This is a genomic window from Vreelandella venusta, from assembly GCF_044809155.1.
In the GTDB taxonomy this organism is placed as follows: Bacteria; Pseudomonadota; Gammaproteobacteria; order Pseudomonadales; family Halomonadaceae; genus Vreelandella; species Vreelandella venusta_B.
Window position 1 is genome coordinate 2,373,569 of record NZ_CP085241.1, and the last position, 22,336, is coordinate 2,395,904.

At 53.3% G+C, this 22,336-nt stretch carries 19 protein-coding genes and 3 tRNA genes; 6 read left to right on the top strand and 16 right to left on the bottom strand.

Translation table 11 applies throughout. The annotated features are described in order from the left end of the window. Positions 1–15: 15 nt before the first annotated feature. The 5 genes from LG301_RS11105 to rnr form a co-directional block, all read right to left on the bottom strand. Positions 16–867, bottom strand: a complete 852-nt coding sequence (locus LG301_RS11105; RefSeq protein WP_404475237.1) for a hypothetical protein — start codon at positions 865–867, stop codon at positions 16–18. A gap of 12 nt (positions 868–879) precedes the next feature. After that, complete coding sequence (rpsR, locus tag LG301_RS11110; protein ID WP_009097135.1) at positions 880–1,107, bottom strand: 30S ribosomal protein S18; 228 nt, start codon at positions 1,105–1,107, stop codon at positions 880–882. Between the two features lie 33 nt (positions 1,108–1,140). Then, positions 1,141–1,518 (bottom strand): 30S ribosomal protein S6, encoded by a 378-nt coding sequence (rpsF, locus tag LG301_RS11115; RefSeq protein WP_263067987.1) that lies wholly within the window; start codon positions 1,516–1,518, stop codon positions 1,141–1,143. A gap of 211 nt (positions 1,519–1,729) precedes the next feature. Continuing rightward, the gene (rlmB, locus tag LG301_RS11120) at positions 1,730–2,527 is read right to left on the bottom strand and encodes a 23S rRNA (guanosine(2251)-2'-O)-methyltransferase RlmB (RefSeq protein WP_404471224.1); all 798 of its coding nucleotides are present in this window, start codon (positions 2,525–2,527) and stop codon (positions 1,730–1,732) included. A gap of 2 nt (positions 2,528–2,529) precedes the next feature. Next, entirely contained in the window at positions 2,530–4,914 is a 2,385-nt protein-coding gene (gene rnr / locus LG301_RS11125; RefSeq protein ID WP_404475239.1) for a ribonuclease R, read from the bottom strand. A 282-nt stretch (positions 4,915–5,196) separates the two neighbouring features. Here rnr and LG301_RS11130 point away from each other — a divergent pair. The 3 genes from LG301_RS11130 to LG301_RS11140 all read left to right on the top strand — a co-directional run bounded on the left by LG301_RS11130 (position 5,197) and on the right by LG301_RS11140 (position 5,577). Then, positions 5,197–5,283: transfer RNA gene (locus LG301_RS11130), tRNA-Leu, on the top strand. Positions 5,284–5,359: 76 nt separating this feature from the next. After that, positions 5,360–5,446 (top strand) — tRNA-Leu (locus LG301_RS11135). Positions 5,447–5,490: 44 nt separating this feature from the next. Further along, a tRNA-Leu gene (locus tag LG301_RS11140) sits at positions 5,491–5,577 on the top strand. A gap of 293 nt (positions 5,578–5,870) precedes the next feature. Here LG301_RS11140 and LG301_RS11145 read toward each other — a convergent pair. Both LG301_RS11145 and LG301_RS11150 read right to left on the bottom strand, forming a co-directional pair. Then, positions 5,871–6,719 (bottom strand): DNA/RNA non-specific endonuclease, encoded by an 849-nt coding sequence (locus LG301_RS11145; protein WP_404471225.1) that lies wholly within the window; start codon positions 6,717–6,719, stop codon positions 5,871–5,873. 89 nt (positions 6,720–6,808) lie between these two features. Next, the gene (locus LG301_RS11150; protein WP_114486176.1) at positions 6,809–7,084 is read right to left on the bottom strand and encodes an Lrp/AsnC family transcriptional regulator; all 276 of its coding nucleotides are present in this window, start codon (positions 7,082–7,084) and stop codon (positions 6,809–6,811) included. A 264-nt stretch (positions 7,085–7,348) separates the two neighbouring features. Here LG301_RS11150 and LG301_RS11155 point away from each other — a divergent pair, with 264 nt between their 5' ends. Further along, positions 7,349–7,663, top strand: coding sequence for a high-potential iron-sulfur protein (locus tag LG301_RS11155; RefSeq protein WP_404471226.1), 315 nt, complete (start codon positions 7,349–7,351; stop codon positions 7,661–7,663). 85 nt (positions 7,664–7,748) lie between these two features. Here LG301_RS11155 and LG301_RS11160 read toward each other — a convergent pair whose 3' ends face one another. From LG301_RS11160 to LG301_RS11180, 5 genes are all read right to left on the bottom strand, one after another. After that, positions 7,749–9,311, bottom strand: coding sequence for a SpoVR family protein (locus LG301_RS11160; protein WP_404471228.1), 1,563 nt, complete (start codon positions 9,309–9,311; stop codon positions 7,749–7,751). Between the two features lie 20 nt (positions 9,312–9,331). Continuing rightward, a complete protein-coding gene (locus tag LG301_RS11165) occupies positions 9,332–10,621 on the bottom strand; it encodes a YeaH/YhbH family protein (RefSeq protein ID WP_404471229.1) in 1,290 nt (429 codons plus the stop codon). 19 nt (positions 10,622–10,640) lie between these two features. Beyond that, the gene (locus LG301_RS11170; RefSeq protein WP_263067977.1) at positions 10,641–12,563 is read right to left on the bottom strand and encodes a PrkA family serine protein kinase; all 1,923 of its coding nucleotides are present in this window, start codon (positions 12,561–12,563) and stop codon (positions 10,641–10,643) included. A gap of 275 nt (positions 12,564–12,838) precedes the next feature. Continuing rightward, a complete protein-coding gene (locus tag LG301_RS11175) occupies positions 12,839–13,882 on the bottom strand; it encodes a threonine aldolase family protein (protein WP_404471231.1) in 1,044 nt (347 codons plus the stop codon). 141 nt (positions 13,883–14,023) lie between these two features. Next, positions 14,024–16,045, bottom strand: coding sequence for an FAD-dependent oxidoreductase (locus tag LG301_RS11180; RefSeq protein ID WP_404471232.1), 2,022 nt, complete (start codon positions 16,043–16,045; stop codon positions 14,024–14,026). A 193-nt stretch (positions 16,046–16,238) separates the two neighbouring features. On the opposite strand from LG301_RS11180, the gene LG301_RS11185 reads away from it, so the two are divergent. Together LG301_RS11185 and LG301_RS11190 are read left to right on the top strand one after the other, a co-directional pair. Then, a complete protein-coding gene (locus LG301_RS11185; protein WP_404471233.1) occupies positions 16,239–17,156 on the top strand; it encodes a DMT family transporter in 918 nt (305 codons plus the stop codon). A 41-nt stretch (positions 17,157–17,197) separates the two neighbouring features. Next, a complete protein-coding gene (locus LG301_RS11190) occupies positions 17,198–18,766 on the top strand; it encodes a GNAT family N-acetyltransferase (RefSeq protein WP_404471234.1) in 1,569 nt (522 codons plus the stop codon). Positions 18,767–18,819: 53 nt separating this feature from the next. On the opposite strand, the gene LG301_RS11195 is transcribed toward LG301_RS11190, so the two are convergent. From LG301_RS11195 to LG301_RS11210, 4 genes are all read right to left on the bottom strand, one after another. Beyond that, positions 18,820–19,119, bottom strand: coding sequence for an MGMT family protein (locus LG301_RS11195; RefSeq protein ID WP_404471235.1), 300 nt, complete (start codon positions 19,117–19,119; stop codon positions 18,820–18,822). Between the two features lie 29 nt (positions 19,120–19,148). Beyond that, entirely contained in the window at positions 19,149–19,757 is a 609-nt protein-coding gene (locus LG301_RS11200; protein ID WP_404471236.1) for an FMN-dependent NADH-azoreductase, read from the bottom strand. A gap of 187 nt (positions 19,758–19,944) precedes the next feature. Further along, on the bottom strand, positions 19,945–21,396 hold the full coding sequence (locus LG301_RS11205; protein WP_404471237.1) for an alanine/glycine:cation symporter family protein: 1,452 nt from the start codon (positions 21,394–21,396) through the stop codon (positions 19,945–19,947). A 111-nt stretch (positions 21,397–21,507) separates the two neighbouring features. Next, the gene (locus LG301_RS11210; RefSeq protein ID WP_404471238.1) at positions 21,508–21,954 is read right to left on the bottom strand and encodes a secondary thiamine-phosphate synthase enzyme YjbQ; all 447 of its coding nucleotides are present in this window, start codon (positions 21,952–21,954) and stop codon (positions 21,508–21,510) included. Between the last annotated feature and the right edge of the window lie 382 nt (positions 21,955–22,336).

Below are 22,336 nucleotides of genomic sequence, written 5' to 3' on the forward strand. Positions count from 1 at the left end.
CTCGTAAACCTCTTGTCAATTGCTGCGGGCAAGGCGTGCGCGAACGTTCGCGAATGTATCAATCAGCCCCAACAGCAGCACAATGAGAATCGTGGGCCAGGTCGTGATCAGCAGCACATAAAATGCTACCAGCCACAGCCCGTTCATCCCCTTTAATCCAATAAACCCGTGCACTAACGCAACACCAGCAACCAATAGCGGAATCCAGCCCAACATTGCTAACGCATGCGCACCTAGCATCAATCCCACTACGCCAAGCACGACTAAAATAGATAGCTCTTTGGGGGTTAGGCGTAGCGCATGAAACTCTTCGCGAAAGCCACCTGGGTTATAAAGCCCAGCTTGCCAACTTCGCGCAAGCGCTAAACACGCAATACCTGCTAGAAGCACCACCAAGCCAGTCACTCCACCCACCACTATCCTGGCAAGCGTTTGAGTGTCGTACCCTTGGTTTGCAAATTCTGTGAGCATACGATCGACTTCATCCGAACCCTCTCGTAACTGCTCCAGCATCAGCTGGGTGCCACCTGGTGGACTAAAGATACCAAGCTGAACCATAACCGCGGCGGCTATTGCCCCCACGATTAACGCTTCGCTCCAGCGCATCCTTTCACGCAAGATAACGGCCATTAGCGTAACCAGTAATAGGCTAGCTAGCGGAATAACATCACCCTGTGCCCACCAAAAGCCTGCCGGTAAAGCGGCTGCAATAATAACGGGTAGCGCAGGCGCGAAGCCTTTGCGTAGCGTCATTAACGCTGCAATGGCTGCTCCTAACCAGAACAGCCAAGGTACTAGCGTTGCTAGCGCTGCCCCGCCTGCTGCGTAGGGGGTGCCACGCATCAGCCATCGTGCTAGTGCCAGCATCACGTTAAACGCTTACTGGTGGCTATCGGAGTAGGGCAGCAGTGCCAGATAACGCGAACGCTTAATAGCAGTCGCTAGCTGACGCTGATAGCGTGCTTTGGTGCCGGTAATACGGCTCGGAACGATCTTGCCGGTTTCGGTGATGTAAGCCTTCAGCGTGTCGAGATCTTTGTAGTCGATCTGCTTGACGCCTTCAGCAGTGAAGCGGCAAAACTTACGGCGACGGAAAAAACGTGCCATGGACTAGCTCCTTAAAACGTGCAGTGGATAGAATCAGGCAGTTTCTTCAGCTTCTTCGCGCGGCTTTTCTTCGCGACGCGGACGCTTTTCTTCTGCCGGTTTCATCATCGGGGAAGCTTCAGTGACGGCTTCTTTGCAGCGAACAACCAGGCTGCGGATGATGGCATCGTTGAAACGGAAAATATTCTCGATCTCGTCGAGCGTCTCACCGGTGCATTCAACGTTCATCAGCACGTAGTGGGCTTTGTGGATCTTGTTGATTGGGTAAGCCAAGTGACGACGGCCCCAATCTTCTAAGCGATGCACAGTACCCGCATTTTCGGTAACGATGCTGGTGTAGCGCTCGACCATAGCCGGCACTTGCTCGCTCTGATCCGGATGGACCATAAACACGATTTCGTAATGACGCATGGAATCTCCTTGCGGTTTGACAGCTTCCGGTGTGCTCACGCAAACGCGCAGACGACAGGGAAGCAAGGAGTTAACTGAAATGCCCGTGGCTTACCGCAAACAGCAATGGGTGCCAGGACATCAAGCAGAACTGTGTTTTGTACTGGTTATTAGCCAATACCTTGCGCCCGCTTATAGATAAACGGGCGCAAGCATTTTAGTGGGCAGGTAGTTAACTTGCAAGCTGTCGTTGCCGAACAGCCTCAAACAAACAGATACCCGTGGCGACTGACACGTTCAGACTGGAGACTTGCCCTGCCATAGGCAGCTTGGCTAAATTATCGCAGGCTTCTCGCGTTAGGCGGCGCATGCCCTTCCCTTCAGCCCCCATAACAAGTGCTGTTGGCCCGGTCATATCGATCTCAAAGACACTGGCATCAGCCTCTCCAGCGGTCCCGGTAATCCATACGCCGGCATCTTTGAGTTTTGCCAACGTGCGCGCCAGATTGGTCACTTGGTACACTGGGACAACCTCTGCTGCCCCACAGGCGACTTTTCTTACCGTTGCGTTGAGCGGCGCGGCCTTATCTTTGGCCACAATGACACCATGCGCACCTGCCGCATCCGCGCTACGCAGACAAGCACCGAAGTTATGCACATCGGTAACGCCATCCAGCACCAGTAACAGCGGCGGTGAAGCTGCCTGCCATGCGCGCAGCTTTAGCCACAGCGACTCCTCCCCTTCGGGAACCAGCGGAGGACAAAACGCCACAACGCCCTGGTGGGCAGCGCCTTGGGTGAGCTGATCAAGCACATCACGGGACTGCTCTTTAACGCGAGCACCGCTGGCTTGGGCACTCGCAACCACTTCTTTTAGACGGCTGCCTGCCCCTTGCTGCACCCATAATTCGCGCGGCGCCTCACCCCGCTCCAGCAAACTTTCCAAGGCATGGATGCCATACACGTGATCTAAACCATCCGGCGTGCGAATGGCAGTGCGTGGACTACGTCGAGACGACGCCGATTTCATGCTTAATCCTTACTTTGTGATGGTTTACGCGAATTATTGCGTGTGCGGCGAGGGCCGCGACGGGTGGGCTGTTTATCCGTCGCTGCTGCCGCTTTTGGGCCACCGCTTTCACCACGACGCTTACGCGGCTGGCGGCGGGGGCGGGGCTTCTCGTCAGCCAAACCAAAGTCAATTTTACGGTCGTCCATATCGACGCGAGCCACCTGAACGGTCAAGCCGTCACCGAGACGGTAGGTGGTACCCGTGCGCTCGCCTTTGAGGCGATGCTTTTCGGCCTCGTAGTGGTAGTAGTCAGAGGGCAGCGACGTCACGTGGATTAACCCTTCCACGTAGAAATCATCCAGGCGAACGAATAAGCCAAACTGGGTTACCGAGGCAATAGTGCCATCAAACGTTTCACCCAGCTTATCGGACATAAACTCACACTTGAGCCAGCTCTCAACATCGCGGGTTGCTTCATCCGCCCGGCGCTCAGTCATCGAGCAGTGCTCACCTAGCTCCAGCATTTGCTCGAAAGTGTAAGGGCACCACTTGCTCGGCGGCTCCACCGGCGCGCCCTCTACTCGCACCACAGTGTTGGTCTGGCGAGGACCACGAATCACTGAGCGAATAGCCCGGTGTACCAACAGGTCCGGATAGCGGCGAATCGGCGAGGTAAAGTGGGCGTACGCCTGATACGCCAAACCAAAGTGACCTTCATTTTGGGGCGAATAAACGGCTTGATTCATCGAGCGCAACATCACCGTTTGGATGATGTCAGCATCAGGGCGGTCAATAATCACTTCCCGCAGCGCCTGATAGTCCTGAGGGGTAGGCATATCGCCTCCACCCACGGACAGCCCCAGCTCGCTTAAGAAAAGACGCAGCTTATCAAGGCGCTCGGGCGTAGGCCGCTCGTGGATACGATAAAGCGCGGGCAAGTCGTGCTTGTCTAAGAAACGAGCGGTAGCCACGTTAGCGGCCAGCATGCACTCTTCGATGAGCTTATGGGCATCGTTACGGGTACGCGGCACGATTTTTTCGATCTTGCGCTCATCGTTGAAGATAATCGCCGTTTCAGTGGTATCGAAATCAATGGCTCCACGCTCTTCCCGAGCGGCGCGTAACAGGCCGTATAGCTCATGCAAATTCTGCAGGGGCTTCACAAGCGCCTTGTGTTCATTGCGCAGCGTCTCCCCCTCTTCGCTCTCATTATCAAGCATTGCCGCTACCTTGTTATAGGTAAGGCGAGCGTGAGACTTCATTACCGCTTCATAGAAGGAGTAGCGACTAATCGCGCCGGTTTTGGAGATGTTCATCTCACAAACCATCACCAAGCGGTCTACATGAGGGTTGAGCGAACACAGCCCGTTAGAGAGCAACTCAGGCAGCATCGGGACTACCTGGCCGGGGAAATAGACTGAGTTACCTCGCGTACGGGCCTCGTCATCAAGCGCAGTCCCCGGGCGCACATAGTGAGAAACATCCGCAATCGCGACCAAGAGCTTCCAACTGCCTGATTTGGTTTTCCATGCGCAGACTGCGTCGTCAAAATCTTTGGCAGACTCATCGTCAATGGTGACCAGCGGTATATCGCGCAGGTCTACCCGATGCTGCTTATCCTCTTCTAGCACTTCGGCGGAAATGCCGCTCGTTTGGTCTAACACTTCAGGCGGAAACTCCGCCGGAATATCGTAGCTGCGAATCGCAATATCAATTTCCATGCCGGGGTCCATACGCTCACCCAACACCTCAATTACTTCGCCGACCGGCTGAACGCGCGTTTCTGGCTGCTTGACAATTTTGGCAGATATTACCTGGCCATCTTTAGCGCCCCCGCTGGCCGTATGGGGAATAATCACCTCTTGCGTGATGCGCGGATTCTCAGGAATTAGCACACCAAATTCCGGCGAATTGCTGCGATATACGCCTACAATCGTTTGAGTATTGCGCGCAATGACATCGGCAATCGTTGCTTCATCCCTCCCGCGGCGATCACGTCCGCTCACACGAACCAACACGTGGTCACCGTGGAATACCCGACGCATCTGCCGTGGGGGCAGCACAAGGTCAGGCTTTTTACCATCATCGCGAAGAATAAAGCCAAAGCCATCACGATGACCCAGCACCTTACCCTTAATTAAATCAAGCTTATCGATGAGCGCATAGGCACCGCGACGATCGCGCAATACTTGACCATCGCGCTCCATGGCCGCCATGCGTCTACGCACAGCCTCCAAATGGTCTTCGTCTTCAATACCGAGCATCCGACTCATGTTCTCATGGGTGATCGGCTTGCCGTAGCTTTCCAAAGCAGCTAACAAGTATTCGCGGCTAGGCGCAGGATTATCATACTTTTGCGCCTCGCGCTCAGCGTGCGGATCATCACTCAACGTCCAATACTTCATGCGATCAACATCCTTAGTGGCGGCAGCGGGAGGCGAATAATAGGCGCAGCGAAACAGTGCTGCGGGCGGGGACATTTAGCTAGCTTTTTACTAACTGGTTCAGCGGCTGGTGTAATGTCCAGAAAGCTGAATAAATTCATGTTTTGTTTGGTCATGCATGCAGTATAGCGCTGCATGTTCAATCACCCAACCACCTAGCATCGTAAATGTGGGTTTTGAGGCACAAAAAACGTCCGGCGGGGCTTGCATTTAGCGGCGACCCCGGTATCATACGCGCCACTTGCCCAGATGGCGGAATTGGTAGACGCGCTAGCTTCAGGTGCTAGTGTCCGTATGGACGTGGAGGTTCAAGTCCTCTTCTGGGCACCACATCATATTATGTTATCCCCTTTTCATAATATGGTTAGGTGCAAACGCAAGTAGCATAGGTATGAAGCTTATATTCGCCCAGGTGGCGGAATTGGTAGACGCGCTAGCTTCAGGTGCTAGTGTCCGTATGGACGTGGAGGTTCAAGTCCTCTCCTGGGCACCATGCGAATATAAGTAACCGTGCTTGATATATGCTGTGAATGATGTGCCCAGGTGGCGGAATTGGTAGACGCGCTAGCTTCAGGTGCTAGTGTCCGTATGGACGTGGAGGTTCAAGTCCTCTCCTGGGCACCATATTAAGCAACTCTCCCCATAATAGTTCCCCTTAACATCAGTAACTCTTACCGTATTACTTCCAAAATTTATTGAGACTGCAAAAGCGCTCTACTGAGAAGCGTTATATTTTTGTTTTCTTATTGCGCTAACTGGCGCCTAAATCCCGCATGCTTTTATTTTCACACTATATTTGCGGCGCCTGCATGCCATCCGCATAGCTTGATACATCGCTTTTCAAAGGCAGGCGTGGCTTGTCGAAGTGATTCATCTTACGCCACTACCTACCCGACAAGCGCCCGCCCATTTACAAGCTACTGAAAGCGCCCCGGTCGGCGAGAGACTTCCTCTAAGGCCCACCCTTGAGTACGTAACTCTCCTTCTAGCACGGACTCTAGCTCTACCGTTAAATCTGGAAAAAAGTTAAGCCCAGTCCGCGCCTCAATATCATCTATGGTGACCAGATAATCCTCAAGCGGCTCATTGCCTCTTACGTCCTGGGGCATAATAAATGCCAGCGCAAGCGGCGCCTCATCATGGGGTGCAACAATAATTTTATAAAAGGCTTCAGGCACTTCCACGAAACCAACGCGATTAAATACGTTGTCCATGAAGCGCTCGGGAAATACCGGCCCCGTGATAATCTGCAGGCGATCAAAACGCGGAGCAAAGTGATCCATCACAGACTCTTCAAGACGCTGCCAAAGCTGACGATTTAAATTAGGCTGCTGGGGAGTCATATTGCTCATTAAGAACGTATCCACCTGGGCGTTACGGCCATGTACAGCAGCAATGGCATAGTTAGGCGCCAAGTGTCCTCTATCGTAGCCGCTGCCTGCGTAGCTGTTGGTATTAACTGGCCACAACGTTCTCCAATCGGCTTGAAAGTTGGGCCTTGAACCAATCCGCGTATCCTCTGGCACCGCAGCCACCTGGTAGCTTACCCACAAAGGGTTTACCCGCACATCTGACCATCCGACCAAAAACCCCTCATTGCGCAATACACGATGAAACGTTGTGGGGTGAAAACCATCCCAAGTAGGCACGCCCATCCATGTATAAGCATCTTTATGCTGGCGTTCCTGGTACTCCCATAAGCCGGTACCCACTACTACAAACAGCACGGCGATGCCCAGACGGCGGCCCTGCCGGCGCCAGCGCAAAAATGATGTCCCCAACAGCCCCACTCCCCTGCGTATTTATCTTTTAGCGTGCCTGCAAGCGCTTATTTGAGTGTTTAACCTATATGAAGCTACCAACCCAGCGAAAACATCGTCTCTAAATCATGGCGTGAATGTACCTGCATCGCATTGAGCGTTTCTGTATCACTGACACCTTCGACTGCGTTAAGACGCTCGGTTACCAGCTCTGCCAAGCTTTCAAAATCCCGTGTTCGAGCAATCGCCACCAAGTCGTAGCGGCCACAGGTGGAGTACACTTCGCTAATGCCTTCTACATCGGCCAACCGTTCAGCAACAGCTTTTACTTGGCCTTTTTCGGTATTAATTAAAATAACGGCGTTTTGCATAGCACCCTCACAAAGAGTATAAAAATTGCACAGTAACAGGCTGTTGAGTATACCAGCCAACCGGTCAGGGCAAAGCATGACCAAACAACGTGACTAATTGTCGCGCTTTTATAAGGTTATTCGCACTAATTTCGAGCATGCGCTAGCATGTTCTTGATGCCTCCATATACTACGTATGCGTATTATGTGTTGGAGCGTTAAAGAGGTGGAACCACCACCCGCTAACTATGATCAAACGTCAGTCCGTGACGATAAGGAGACACCATGGCTAATCAAAGCCGTCGTAAGTTCATGCGTAACAGCGTGCTTGGCCTAGCTGCCCTGCCGTTTGGTGCCGGCATCCTGTCGAAAACTGCTTTTGCACAGGAGCTGCCCCGCTTAGACCCTTCTTCGCCAACGGCGCAGGCACTTAACTACGTCGAAGTCGCAAGCGAAGCAAGCGATCACCCAGCTTACGAGGATGGCGAAGTTTGCGATAACTGCATGTTCTACACAGAGAACAACCAAGGTTGCCAGCTTTTCCCACAAAACAGCGTCGAGCCTAAAGGCTGGTGTCAGTCTTGGACTGCTAAAGCATAACACTTAGCTGCTTAGCTGACGCCGTTAACCATTACCCCGCGCTTGCCGCGGGGTAATGTTTTTACAGGCAAACAAATTGGACATGCTAGCCCGCGTTTTTACTTTCCTCCTCTACCGGCCAGCGGAAACGATGGGTAACTCTCCCTTCCTCTATTGAAACCAACTGGACTGGAAATCCCCATAGCTGCTGCAAATGGCGTATCACCGGATAAACGCTGCGACCTAAAGGACGTCGACTATCCTGAACGTGATGCAACGTTAACGAACGGTCGCCCCGAATCGCGGCTTCTACGACCTGAATATTCGGCTCGCGTAGCGAAAGCGCGTATTGGCTTGAAAGTGCGTTGCGCACCCGCTTGTATCCCCGGTCATTATGAATCGCTGCGACCTCCATCGTTTCTGATTGGTCATCGTCCACAATCAAAAAAAGCTTAAGATCCCGCATGACCTTAGGCGACAGAAACTGCTGAATAAACGATTCATCTTTAAAGTTGCGCATTGCAAATTCAAGGGTATCTCGCCATTGGCTGCCAGCGATCTCAGGAAACCACTCTTTATCTTCCTCGGTGGGAGCCTCGCAGATACGCTTGATATCCATAAAAATCGCAAAACCCAGCGCATAGGGATTCAGGCCACTGTAATGAGGGCTATCAAAGCCTGGCTGATTGATCACAGCTGCATGGGATTGTAAAAACTCCAGCATCAGCCCCTCGTTTACCTTACCTTCGTCATAGAGCCGATTCATTAACGTGTAGTGCCAGAAGCAAGCCCAGCCTTCGTTCATCACCTGGGTTTGCCGCTGCGGATAGAAGTATTGCGCTAATTTACGCACAATACGCACAATTTCACGCTGCCAAGGCGCTAATAGTGGCGCGTTTTTCTCGATAAAATAGAGCAGATTCTCCTGCGGCTCGGGCGGATAGCAGCCCCCATCATGCAGCCCTAGCGGGTCATCATCGCTTTGTAGGCTACCCGGCAGCGGAGCGACACCGTTTGGCGGTTCAGGGATAGTGCGCCACAGCATGTTGACCTGGGTTTGCAGATACGTTTCGCGCTCTTCTTGCCGCTTGGCTTCTTCTTCCGCAGAAATAGGCGAGGGTCGCTTGTAACGGTCAACGCCATAATTTTGTAGCGCGTGGCAGGCATCTAATAATTGCTCAACCGCATGAACCCCGTGGCGCTCCTCGCACTGCGCAATGTACTTACGGGCAAACACCAGATAATCAACGATGGAGTCCGCATCGGTCCAGGCACGAAACAGGTAATTACCTTTAAAGAAAGAGTTATGCCCATAGCAGGCATGGGCGATAACCAACACCTGCATCATCAAGGTATTCTCTTCCATTAAATACGCGATACAGGGGTTCGAATTAATTACCAGCTCATAAGCAAGCCCCATCTGACCACGCTTGTAGGCCTGCTCAACGGCAAGAAACTGCTTACCAAACGACCAGTGATGGTAGCCCACCGGCATACCAACGCTGGCGTAGGCATCCATCATCTGCTCAGTGGTAATTACCTCTATTTGATTGGGATAGGTATCCAGACGATACTCATCAGCGAGCCTGGCAAGCTCCTCATCAAAGCGCTCTAACACGCTAAAATTCCAGTCTGAACCGGTCGCTATTGGCTTGCGGGTTACACTCATAGCGCACTCCTTAACTCGCGTTACCGCTCCTGGCTTAAGCGGCGCTTAAACAGCTCACGGAAGACAGGGTAGATGTCCCCCGCATCGACAATCTGTCGCATGGCGAACCGCTCAGAAAATTGCTCAGCCACCGCTTCATACTCGTGCCAAAGTGACTGATGATCGTGAGGGGTGATTTCGACATAGGCGAAGTACTGCAGCTGTGGCATGAGCTGTTTGACCAGTAAGTCCCGGCAAATATTTGAGTCATCATCCCAGTTATCTCCATCCGAAGCCTGGGCGACATAGAGGTTCCACTGCCCGACGGGGTAGCGCTGCTCGATGATTTTATTGACCAGGTTCAGTGCGCTGGAGACGATAGTGCCACCGGTTTCCCGGGAGTAGAAAAACTCCTCCTCACTTACTTCCCTGGCTGCGGTATGGTGGCGCACAAATACCAGCTCGACCTTTTCGTAATGTTTCTCTAAAAATAGATAGAGTAACAAAAAAAACCGTTTAGCAATGTCCTTATGGTTCTGGGTCATAGAGCCCGAGACATCCATGACACAGAACATCACCGCCTGACTTGAAGGCTGGGGCTGTGCGGCCAGCTGGTGGTAGCGCAAATCATAGGTGTCGATAAACGGCACCCCTTCAATACGTTTTTCCAACCGCTCTATTTCTGCTTTGAGTTCCGTGATCCGCGCCGGATTGCGCAACACGGGATCTTTACGCTCTTCTGCGGCAAGCGCCTCCTGCGCCTCTTTCAATGCACGCTTGATGGGAGCGCGCATAGCAATACGACGTGCGTACGCTTCGCGCATTGATCGCGTAATACTAATTCTCGACGGTACGCCATCACGCGCCAGCCCTGCACGCACCATTTTTATCTCTTCGAGTGACTTCAACGGCTTACGTTGCAAATGCGGCAACTCTAAACCGTCAAAGACAAACTCTAAAAACTCCTCCCGGCTCAGCGTAAAGGCGAACTCATCATCGCCCTCACCCTGATTAGACGCACCGCCCTCTCCTGCGCCACCTCCACCGCCCTGACCACTAGGGCGGCGGATTTTATCGCCTTCTAAGAACTCCTTATTGCCCGGGGATACGATATGTCGCGCACCGCCAGGGCCGTGCTGAAAAACCGGCTCAGAAATATCCTTAGTGGGTATAGATATTTTCTCTCCCCGCTCCATATCAGTAATGGAACGGCGGTTCACCGCCTCCTCCACCGAACGCTTAATGTGCTTACGGTAACGTTCTAAGAAGCGCTGTCGATTGACCGCGCTTTTATGCTTCGCGTTAGGTCTGCGATCAATAAAGTAGGTCATACGACCTCCCGATTATCCGCTACTGGGACTTGCGCACGCGTAGGTACCACTCGGAAAGCAGCCGAACCTGTTTCTCGGTATAGCCACGATCAACCATGCGTGCCACAAAGTCCTCGTGTTTCTTCTGATCCGACTTCGACGCTTTAGCATTAAACGAAATAACGGGTAACAGCTCTTCGGTGTTGGCAAACATCTTATGCTCGATAACACCTTTTAGTTTTTCATAAGACTGCCAGCTGGGGTTCATGCCGTTATTTTGCGCCCTAGCACGCAACACAAAGTTAACCACCTCATGGCGGAAGTCTTTCGGGTTAGAAATCCCCGCCGGCTTCTCGATTTTCTCAAGCTCCTCGTTCAGCGATTGGCGGTTAAGCAGCTCGCCCGTTTCGGGGTCGCGGTACTCTTGATCCTGAATCCAAAAATCAGCGTAGGTGACATAGCGGTCGAAAATATTCTGGCCGTACTCGCTGTAGGACTCCAGGTAGGCGGTTTGGATCTCCTTGCCAATGAAATCAACGTAGCGGGGCGCCAAAAATTCCTTAATAAAACCGATATAGCGCTCAAACACTTCGGAGGGTAGCTGCTCACGCTCCAGCGCCTGCTCCAGCACATAGAGGAGATGCACCGGGTTAGCGGCGACTTCGGTACTATCGAAGTTAAACACCTTAGAGAGGATCTTGAACGCAAAACGGGTCGATAGCCCCTGCATGCCCTCGTCTACACCGGCCGCATCGCGATACTCTTGGATTGACTTAGCCCGGGGGTCGGTATCCTTCAGGTTTTCGCCGTCATAAACGCGCATCTTTGAGTAGATGCTGGAGTTTTCTGGCACCTTAAGCCGTGAAAGCACTGAGAACTGCGCCAACATACGTAGCGTATCTGGCGCGCAGGGCGCTGCGTTGAGGGAAGAGTCCTCCAACAGCTTTTGATAAATTTTGATTTCTTCGGAGACCCGCAAGCAGTAGGGCACCTTGACGATATAAACCCGGTCTAGGAATGCCTCGTTGTTGCGGTTATTACGAAACGCCTGCCACTCCGATTCATTCGAGTGGGCTAAGATCACCCCATCAAAGGGAATCGCTCCCATCCCTTCAGTGGGATTGTAGTTCCCCTCTTGGGTCGCGGTTAACAGCGGATGCAGCACCTTAATCGGTGCTTTAAACATCTCCACAAACTCCATCAACCCCTGGTTGGCTCGGCATAAACCACCTGAGAAGCTGTAGGCATCGGGGTCATCTTGGGAGTACAGCTCTAGCTGTCGGATATCCACCTTACCGACCAAGGAGGAGATATCCTGATTGTTTTCATCCCCTGGCTCCGTTTTAGAAATTGCGATTTGGTTCAGCCGCGAGGGGTAAAGCCGCACTACCCTAAATTGGGAAATATCACCGCCGGCTTCCTTGAGGCGTTTAGCAGCCCAGGGCGACATCACGCTTCGCAGGTAGCGCTGGGGGATACCGTACTCTTTTTCCAGTAGCTCGCCGTCCTCCTCGGGAGAGAAAAGCCCTAGCGGCGACTCATACACCGGCGACCCTTTAATGGCATAAAAAGGAATGCGCTCCATTAGTAGCTTCAAACGCTCAGCCAACGACGATTTACCGCCGCCGACCGGCCCTAACAGATAGAGAATTTGCTTGCGCTCTTCTAACCCTTGGGCGGCATGGCGAAAGTAGGCCACAATTTGCTCAATCGCTTCTTCCATACCGTGAAATTCGGCAAAGGCAGGGTAGCGGCGAATCACCTTATTCGAAAAAATGCGTGACAGACGCGGATCTTTCGCCGTGTCGATCACTTCAGGTTCGCCTATGGCTTCCAGCATGCGCTCAGAAGCACTGGCATACACCTTAGGATCGCGGCGACAAAGCGCCAAATACTCCTCAAGGCTAATGTCTTCCTGCTGCACACGGGCGAATCGGTCTTGAACGTGATCAAAAATGCTCATTGAACTCTCCTGTAGCCCATCCCCAGGCATCTACCGCGCAAACACAGCGTTATCGCGGCGTGCAAAACGAGGTGTCGCTTTATCAGCGTAGTCAGCATTAGCAAAAAGTAATTACTAATCCTTCAACGCAGCAGCGTTACCGTTATGAGCACGACAAAAGAGGTTTAGTTGCGTTGAAAGACGCTCAACCTTTATTTGTTCAAAAAAACAGCAGGCACCAGACGGAGAAAAACGCCGCCATAAGGCGGCGCGACGGCAAAAAAACACGGTGGGCGTTACTCTAATACCGCTTTCACATCGTCTAATAGCTGATCTAACAGCTCGATAGTGGTGTTCCAAGCACACACAAAACGCGCACCACCGGCGCCAATAAAGGTGTAGAAGGTCCACCCTTTGGCTTTCAACGCTTCAATGGCATGGGGAGGTAATTCAACGAAGACGCTGTTCGCTTGGGTCGGAAACATCAGTGAGACCCCAGGTAGCGCCTGTAATCCTTCCGATAAATAGCGTGCCATGGCATTTGCATGTTGCGCATTGGTTAACCAGGCACCGCTTTCCAACAGCCCCAACCAGGGCGCGGAAACATAGCGCATTTTCGACGCCAGCTGCCCTGCCTGCTTACAGCGGTAGGCAAAATCTTCCGCTAAATGACGGTTGAAGAATAGAATGGCCTCACCAAACGCGAGGCCATTTTTAGTGCCTGAAAAGCACAGCACATCGACACCTACCTGCCAGGTTAACTCAGCGGGGCTGGCATTGAGGCTGGCGCAAGCGTTTGCGAACCGTGCGCCGTCCATGTGTAGGCGCAGATCGTGTTTATCCGCCATGGCACGAATGGCAAGCAGCTCTTCTCGGGAGTAAACCGTGCCCACTTCCGTTGCCTGGGTGAGCGAAACCACTTTGGGCTTGGGGTAGTGAATGTCGCTACGCTTGGTGACGAGCGCCTCGATACCATGCGGCGTTAACTTGCCATTCGCCCCTGGTGAGGTTAGCAGCTTAGCTCCGTTGGAAAAGAACTCGGGCCCACCGCACTCGTCAGTTTCGATATGCGCCAGCTCATGGCAAATGACGCTGTGATAGCTACGCCCCATCGCAGAGAGCGCCAATGAGTTGGCGGCAGTGCCATTGAAGACAAAAAACACGTCGCAATCATAGTCGAACATTTCACGAAAACGATCAGCAGCACGAGCGGTCCAGCGGTCGTTACCGTAGGCTAAGTCATCGGCTTGATTAGCTTCTAGCAGATATTGCATGGCCTCCGGACAAATTCCGGACGTATTATCACTGGCCAAAAATCGTGGTGTACACTCCGAGGGCATGGCGATAGTCCTTTTTATCTCGCGGTCGTACGGCGCGGGCTGGGTGCCACCCGCGCCTGAGATTTAACCGTGGTTAACAGCTAAATGAGTTGACCAGTCTATCGCCATTTAAACGGTCACGTCATCCGTGCCGGTGCCTGGCTAAAGCGCAGCGGCAAGACGCGTGCCTTGGTCAATGGCGCGTTTAGCATCCAGTTCGGCGGCTTCGTCAGCGCCGCCAATCACGTGAACGCGGCCACCCGCCTGGGTGAGGGGAGCAATTAAATCGCGCACCGACTCCTGGCCAGCACAAACGACGATGGTATCGACCGCCAGTACCTGCTCCTCGTCTTCGCGACGGATATGTAAGCCTGCATCATCAATTTTAAGATATTCGCAGCCGGTCAGCGTCTGAACACCTCGCTGTTTTAATGATGCGCGGTGCACCCAGCCCGTGGTTTTACCCAGATTTTTGCCCGGCTTCGAACGTTTGCGCTGCAGCATGACGATTTCCCGCGGCGAGGCTGGCGGCATGGGCGCCTTCAACCCGCCGCGCTCGCCCATGGCAAGGTCGACGCCCCACTCATCGCACCAGTCAGCGAGATCCAGTGAAGGGTGCCCCTGATGTGCTAATAACTCCGATACATCAAACCCAATGCCACCTGCGCCAATGACCGCGACACGCTTGCCTACCCGTTCAGGTTGCTCTATCGCTTCTGCGTAGCTAAGCACGCTGGGGTGATCAGCCCCTGGAAGCGCCAGCTCTCTGGGCATCACGCCGGTGGCAATGACCACGTCATCAAACTCAGCCAGGTTGTCGGGGGTGGCTGCTGTGTTTAAGCGCACCTCTACCGCATGCTTTTCCAACATGACGCGGAAGTAACGTAGGGTTTCGTTGAATTCCTCTTTGCCGGGAATTTTACGCGCATAGTTAAACTGCCCGCCTAGCTCGCTGCGACGCTCAAACAGCACCACGTGATGCCCTCGACTTGCCGCTGCGACCGCGGTCGCAAGGCCTGCCGGCCCACCGCCTACCACCGCTACCCGCTTAGGCGTTTGCGCGGGGTCAAGGCTCAACTCCGTTTCGTGGCAGGCGCGGGGGTTCACCAGGCAAGAGGTCAGCTTGCCCATAAAGGTATGATCCAAACATGCCTGATTACAGGCGATGCAGGTATTAATCTCTTCCGCCAAGCCGGCTTCGGCTTTGCGTACCCACTCTGGGTCCGCTAGGAAGGGACGTGCCATGGAAACCATATCGGCGTGGCCTTCCGCCAGCACTCGCTCGGCAACCTCTGGCATATTGATGCGGTTGGTAGTAATCAGCGGAATCGAGAGCGCTGCTTTAATGCGCTTGGTGACTTCAGTAAAAGCGGCGCGAGGAACACTGGTAACAATGGTTGGGACCCGCGCTTCATGCCAGCCAATGCCGGTGTTGATCACGTCAGCACCAGCAGCTTCTATCGCTTGCCCTAGCTGCACCACCTCTTCCCACTTGCTGCCCTCTTCCACCAGGTCAATCATCGAGAGGCGGAAAATCAGCAAAAAGCGCTCACCCACGGCGGCACGAATACGCTTAACAATTTCTACAGGAAAACGGATACGCTGTTCGAAGCTCCCGCCCCATTCGTCATCGCGCTGATTCGTACGCTGGCAAATAAACTGATTGATCAGATAGCCTTCGGAACCCATCACCTCAACGCCATCGTAGCCCGCCTGCTGGGCAAGCTGTGCGCAACGCACGTAGTCAGCGATTTGCTGCTCTACTTCGTCACTTGAAAGCGCCCGCGGGGTAAACGGGTTGATGGGCGCCTGTATTGCTGACGGCGCAACTAGCTCCGGGGAGTAGGCATAACGGCCGGCGTGAAGTATCTGCATACAGAGATGGCCGCCCGCCTCATGCACCGCGTCCACCACCCGTCGATGCTCGTGTACCTGAGACTCTTCCGTCAGCGCATTAGCGCCCTGGAAAACCGCGCCTTCGGCATTAGGCGCAATCCCCCCGGTAACGATCAGGCTAACGCCCGCACGCGCACGCTCTGCATAAAACGCGGCCAAGCGTTCAAAGCCATTGGGCGCTTCTTCCAAATTGGTATGCATAGACCCCATCAGCACACGATTGGGAAGCGTTAAATGGCCGAGAGTCAGCGGGCGAAACAGATGAGGATAAGCGGGCGATTGGTTCATCACGGCACTCCATTGTATTGTTAAGAACATTCAAACAAGCGTATGACATACGCTCTCTGAGGTACAGCCCTTTACCTCTCTTAATCTGTCCCCCTTTTGGCCAGCTTGCGTAACCATCATCCATTATGGCAAAGCACTTGCTCCTCACAACAAAGCACGTCACATTAACCGGCTAACGATAAGGGAACGTGCTATGCCATTGATGTATTTTTTGCCGCCGCTGGCCACCGTGTTGATCTGGTCAGGAAACATGACCATTAACCAATTAACCGTCGGTGCGATTGCGCCTAGCAGCATCGCTTTTTTACGCTGGCTGCTGGCTCTGGTGGTCATGACGCCGTTTGTATTACCGGCAGTGCTGCGCTACCGCGAAGAGATCTATCGCAACTGGCCCAAACTCGCGCTGTTAGGGCTATTAGGCATGGGGTTATGGCAAGGTCTTGCCTATGTGGCGGCGGAAACAACCACTGCAACGAACATGGGCATACTTGCTGCCATGGTGCCCCTCTTAACCGTCCTATTAAGCGCCCTCATTCTGCGCGAACCGCCCACCTTGGGGGGTGTTGCTGGCGGTGTGCTCGCCTTTATCGGGGTAACCGTGCTGCTTGGCCGGGGTAACCCCCTTTCTCTGCTGCAGCTCCAGGTCGCTTACGGTGACGCGCTAATGGTTGTTGCAGCGACCTGCTACGCACTGTATGGCGTAATGCTTAAACGCTGGGCAATGAACTTACCCCCCTGGGTGATGCTCTATGCCCAGGTATGCTTTGCAGTGCTGTTCTTGTTGCCCCCCTATTTAATGGGGCCAATGACGCCGGTCGATAGCCACAATATTTGGTTGATTCTCTACGCGGGTATTCCTGCCTCTATTATCACCACCTTTTTGTGGATGCGCGCAGTGCGGCAAATCGGCGCCAACCAGTCGAGCATTTTTATCAACCTAATGCCGCTCTTTAGTGCGCTGATTGCGATGGCTTTTTTAGGCGAACGCGTGGCTGGCTTCCACTTTATAGGGGGGCTGCTCATTCTCGCTGGCGTGATAATGGCGCAAACACTTACGCGCCCGCTGGTGCGTTCGGTGGCAGCAGATAAAACGAGCAGCGCTCAGCAATGATACAATAGGCTAACTTCATTCGACGGCCGGGAACCTTATACATGTCCCTAGAAGACCTGCATCTTAATCTTCGCAATCTCAACAGCGATGACTACGAACAGCTCAAAACGCTGATGGACGCGGTGTATCACGACATCGGTGGCGCGTGGCCCAAGCATACCATTGACAAGCTCGTCCAGGAATTTCCCGATGGCCAAATTGCCATTGAGGACGATGGAATGTTGGTGGGGGTAGCGCTAACCGTACAGGTCGATTATGACGAGTTTTCCAACCCGCATAAATATGACGACCTCATCGGCCATCGTGAAACCATCCTCAACAATGAAGATGGCGACGCCATGTATGGGTTGGATGTGCTCATCCACCCCGATTATCGCGGCTACCGTCTGGGGCGGCGTTTATATGAAGCACGCAAAGAGCTATGCCGGTCACTCAACCTGCGCGCTATTTTAGCCGGTGGGCGGATACCTGAATATCACCAACACGCGGTAGAACTTACGCCCGCACAGTACATCGAAAAAGTCTCTCGTAAAGAAATCTACGACCCTATTTTGTCCTTTCAGCTAGCGAATGATTTTCAAGTCAAACGCCTGCTGCGCAAGTACTTGCCGGAAGATGAGCAGTCCCGTGGCTACGCCACGCTGCTTGAGTGGAATAACATCCTGTTTGAGCCTGCCGAAAGCGTGCTCGACACCCGGCCTACGCAAGTTCGCGTAGGTGCCGTGCAGTGGCAGATGCGTGAATTCGCCTCCGTCGAAGCCGCTCTGCAACAAATTGAATATTTCGTTGATGCGCTCTCCGATTACCAAAGTGATTTTGCTGTCTTTCCGGAGCTGTTCAACGCCCCGCTAATGGGCTTACAGGACCGCGCCGCCCAGCAAGATCAAATGGGCGCAATTCGCTTTCTTGCAAGCTTTACCGATCGCTTTAAAACAGAGCTATCGCGGATGGCAGTGTCATACAACATTAATATTGTAGGCGGCTCAATGATTGAGGTGGGAGAGGATGACCGGCTCTACAATGTCGCTTACCTGTTCCATCGAGATGGCGACGTTGAGAAACAGTCCAAACTGCATATTACCCCGCAAGAGCGCCGCGACTGGGTTATTGAAGGTGGCGACGACTTACAGGTATTCGACACTGATGCAGGCCGCGTGGGCATTTTAATCTGCTACGACGTGGAGTTCCCTGAACTTGGGCGCCTGTTAGCCGACCAAGACATGGACATTCTGTTTGTGCCCTTCTGGACGGACACGAAAAACGGCTATCTGCGGGTGCGCCACTGCTCCCAAGCTCGCGCCATCGAAAACGAATGCTACGTAGTGCTATGCGGTAGCGTGGGTAACTTACCCTCGATTGAAAACCTGGATATCCAGTACGCACAGTCAGCGGTATTCTCACCCTCAGACTTTGCCTTCCCCCACGATGCGGTGCTGGCAGAAACCACGCCTAATACTGAAATGATCTTCTTCTCGGATCTTGATTTAACGCGCCTGACGGTGGTGCGTGCTGAAGGCTCAGTGACCAACCTAAAAGACCGCCGCAAAGATCTGTTTGATCTGCGCTGGCGCGACTGGTCCTGGAAGTCTGGGGCTAATCTGGAAGAGTAAACCAATAACGCCGCCCATTCGGGCGGCGTTATTTGTAAAGCACGTTACATAGTTCAATCAGGCCAGACAAGATGCATGGGCACCCGCCCTTTGCTATCAAATACCACGCCTTCATCGCGCAGCTTTTGATGCTGGCGCTCAGCGCCACCATGGTCAGCTAACTTCCGCGAAGCGGCGATTACCCGATGCCAGGGCAACTGATGCCCATCAGGTAAGTGGCGCATGGCAGTACCCACCATTCGCGGAGTCGCGCCCTCTGTCATTGCTGCAACGCGCCCATAAGTCGTTACCCGCCCTGCCGGAATCTGATCCACAATAGTGTAAATCTGCTCAAGCAATTCCGGGCGTGGCATGTTGACCTCGTTGGGTTGGTAGCGTTGATTTAGAGCGCAGCGACAAGCTGATCAATGGCTTGGAAGGCTTCTTTCAGCGCGGTATCGCGGTGCGCGTCCCCCATGTTCAAGCCTTCGGCAAACACCACCTCCACATCGCTAATACCCATCAGGCCCAGCATAGTTTTTAAGTGCGGCGTTTGGCTATCCAATTCGGTGCCCGCGTATTGACCACCACGGGCGGCAAGAATAATCGCCCGTTTTCCTTCAATCAGCCCCTGCGGGCCATTTTCAGTGTAGCGGAAGGTCTCACCGGCGCGCAGCACGCGATCGAACCACGCCTTTAGTTGCGACGGAATACCCAGATTGTACATCGGCACCGCCAGCACCAGCACATCGTTCGCACGCAGTTCAGCCAGCAGTTCATCTGAGTGGGCAGCCAGCGCCTGCTGCTCAGCTGTACGTTCCTCGGCAGGCGTTTGCCAAGCCCCCAGCTCTTCAATCGCCAAATGCGGAAGCGCGTTGGCAACCACATCACGGTGGGTGACGGCAACGCCGTCGCGTGCAGCAGCTTGCTGTTGAAAATGTGCGGCCAAGGCATTGGACTGGCCGTTTTCACCTAGGATAGAAGAGGTTACGAGCAGAGTGCGGGTGGTCATAAAGATTCCTTACCATTCAATGGAGAAGCTGCTCGCTATTCTACGGCGCTTTTGATTAAGCAAAAGCGCAACGTTTTCCGAGTTTCATTCGACAAAATCGAATTATCTAACCCAGCTAAAAAGCCCCGCCCCACGCTGCACTAAGGCAACGCTGGGCGGGGCTTTTAACGCTTAGTGCGTTCGCCTTTTACTTCTTTTTAGGCCAGGCGTTCGGGTCTACCTTATTAACCAATTTTGGGAACTGGCTGGGGTCGAAGACCGGCTCTTTGCCCGCTTTTAGCTGGGTGTCGTAATCCTTAAACAGCGCAAACGCAATCGGCGACAGCAGCAGGATGGCCACCAGGTTGATGATGGCCATCATGCCCATGGAGAGATCGGCAAAGTTCCAGATAGCGCCAAGGCTCGCGACAGAACCCACCATGATCATACCCAGCACGGCTAGGCGATAGATCAGCACTGCAATCGGTGCCCGGCGACCGGCCAGGTACTCGATATTCGATTCGCCGTAGGAGTAATTCGCAATAACGGAGGTAAACGCAAACAGCAAAATAGCCACAGCGATGAACATTCCGCCCCAGTCGCCCACGTGGCTGGAAAGCGCCATCTGGGTTAACTGAATGCCGTTACTCTCTTCGCTGGTTAACAGTTCGGGGCCCGCCATAATGATAATGGCCGCCGTTGCAGTACAAATCACCAGCGTATCCAAGAAGACACCCAGCATTTGAATAAACCCTTGAGCGGCCGGGTGGTTTGGCCGGGTGGTAGCGGTCGCCGCTGCGTTGGGCGCAGACCCCATACCCGCCTCGTTGGAGAACAGCCCACGCTGAATACCGTTCATAATCGCTTGGGAAATGGCGTAACCCATCGCGCCGCCGGCCGCCTGCTCCAGGCCAAACGCGCTTCGTATAATGCTCATAAAGGCAGCGGGTAAATCGCTAATGTTCAGCGCCACAACGATCAGCGCAAGCACCAAGTACAACAGCGCCATCAGCGGCACGACCAACTCAGCAACTTTGGCAATCGACTTCAAGCCGCCAAAGATAATCGGCGCCACTACCACCATCAGCAACAGCCCCATGACCCAGGTGGGCACCGCGAACGCCTGCTCCATCGCCTGGGCAATGGAGTTTGCCTGAACGCTGTTAAAGGCCAATCCAAACGCGATAATTAGACAGATCGAGAACAGTACCGCCAGCCAGCGAAGACCCAGGCCACGCTCAATATAACGGGCAGGGCCGCCACGGAACGTGTTATCGCCGTGGTCGGTTTTATACGCCTGGGCAAGAGTTGACTCCACAAAGCTGGTCGCCATGCCCACCATGGCGGTCATCCACATCCAGAAAATCGCGCCGGGCCCACCAAAGTAGATCGCCACCGCGACCCCAGCCAAATTACCGGTGCCTACCCGCGCCGCCAGGCTGGTGGAGAGTGCTTGGAATGAAGAAATGCCGCCATTAGATTGGCGAGAAGAGCGCAACAGTTTGAACATATGACCGAAATAGCGCACCTGAATGCCACGAGTCATCACAGTGAAATAGAGACCCGCACCGATTAAAAGATAAATCAGCACGCTGCCCCACAGCAGTCCATTGCCGCGATCCACCATCGCAGTCAACAGGGGAGGAAGAGTAAAATCCATACTGTAAATGCCTTGTATTAAAAGTTAGGCGCAACATTCTTCACGGCTGCACAAAAATGGCAAGAAAATTGGGAAAATAATCTAAAAATAGCAAGAACCGCCTTATTAACCTTAGCAACCAGTCAATGTTACCAATAAACGCCGCGAGCCACTTTGCTCACGGTGCTCACCTAACCACAGCCCTTGCCAAGTACCCAATGCTAAACGCCCATCGCGTATCGCTAACGTTATTTGCGTACCTAGCAGGCTAGCCACCACGTGCGCGGGCATATCATCGGGGCCTTCCAGCGTGTGGCGAAAGTAACTCAACCCGTCCGGCACTAGGCGGCGTATGAAGGCGTCCAAGTCGTGACGAACATCCGGGTCGGTGTTCTCATTAAGTGTTAACGAGGCGGAGGTGTGCATCAGCTGCACGTGTAGCAGGCCCTGGTGGCACTCCGCCAAGCAGGGCAGCGCCTTGGCAATCTCGTCGGTGATCAGGTGAAAGCCCCGGGGCATTTCCGGCAGGTGAATCTCTTGTTGATGCCAGCGGTTTAGTACGCATGTTTCATGCAACATTATCGTAAGCCTTTGTTTTTAATACATATTCTGCATGTTGCACTTTTTTATCTTTTTGACGTGATTATCAACGTGAACTCAGCATTATCTGGATTCAGGAATCAATCCCTAAAAATTTAATTTTTTTTGAATTGAAGGATACATTTCACATGAATACAACAAATACAACAGGTACTCTCAAATCCTAACGTGCTAATGCGAACACTTTTGAAAAAAACTATTTCTGCATGCGTAGACTTTTTGTCCCGCTCAGAATGGAGGTTGATAGCCGAAACCCATTTGGTTGAACAATGTGCATCAACCGTTGGATTCGAAACAATACTTTTTGATCCTCAGTTCAAATGCGATCTGCCTACCCTCCATGGCATATGATTGCGATACT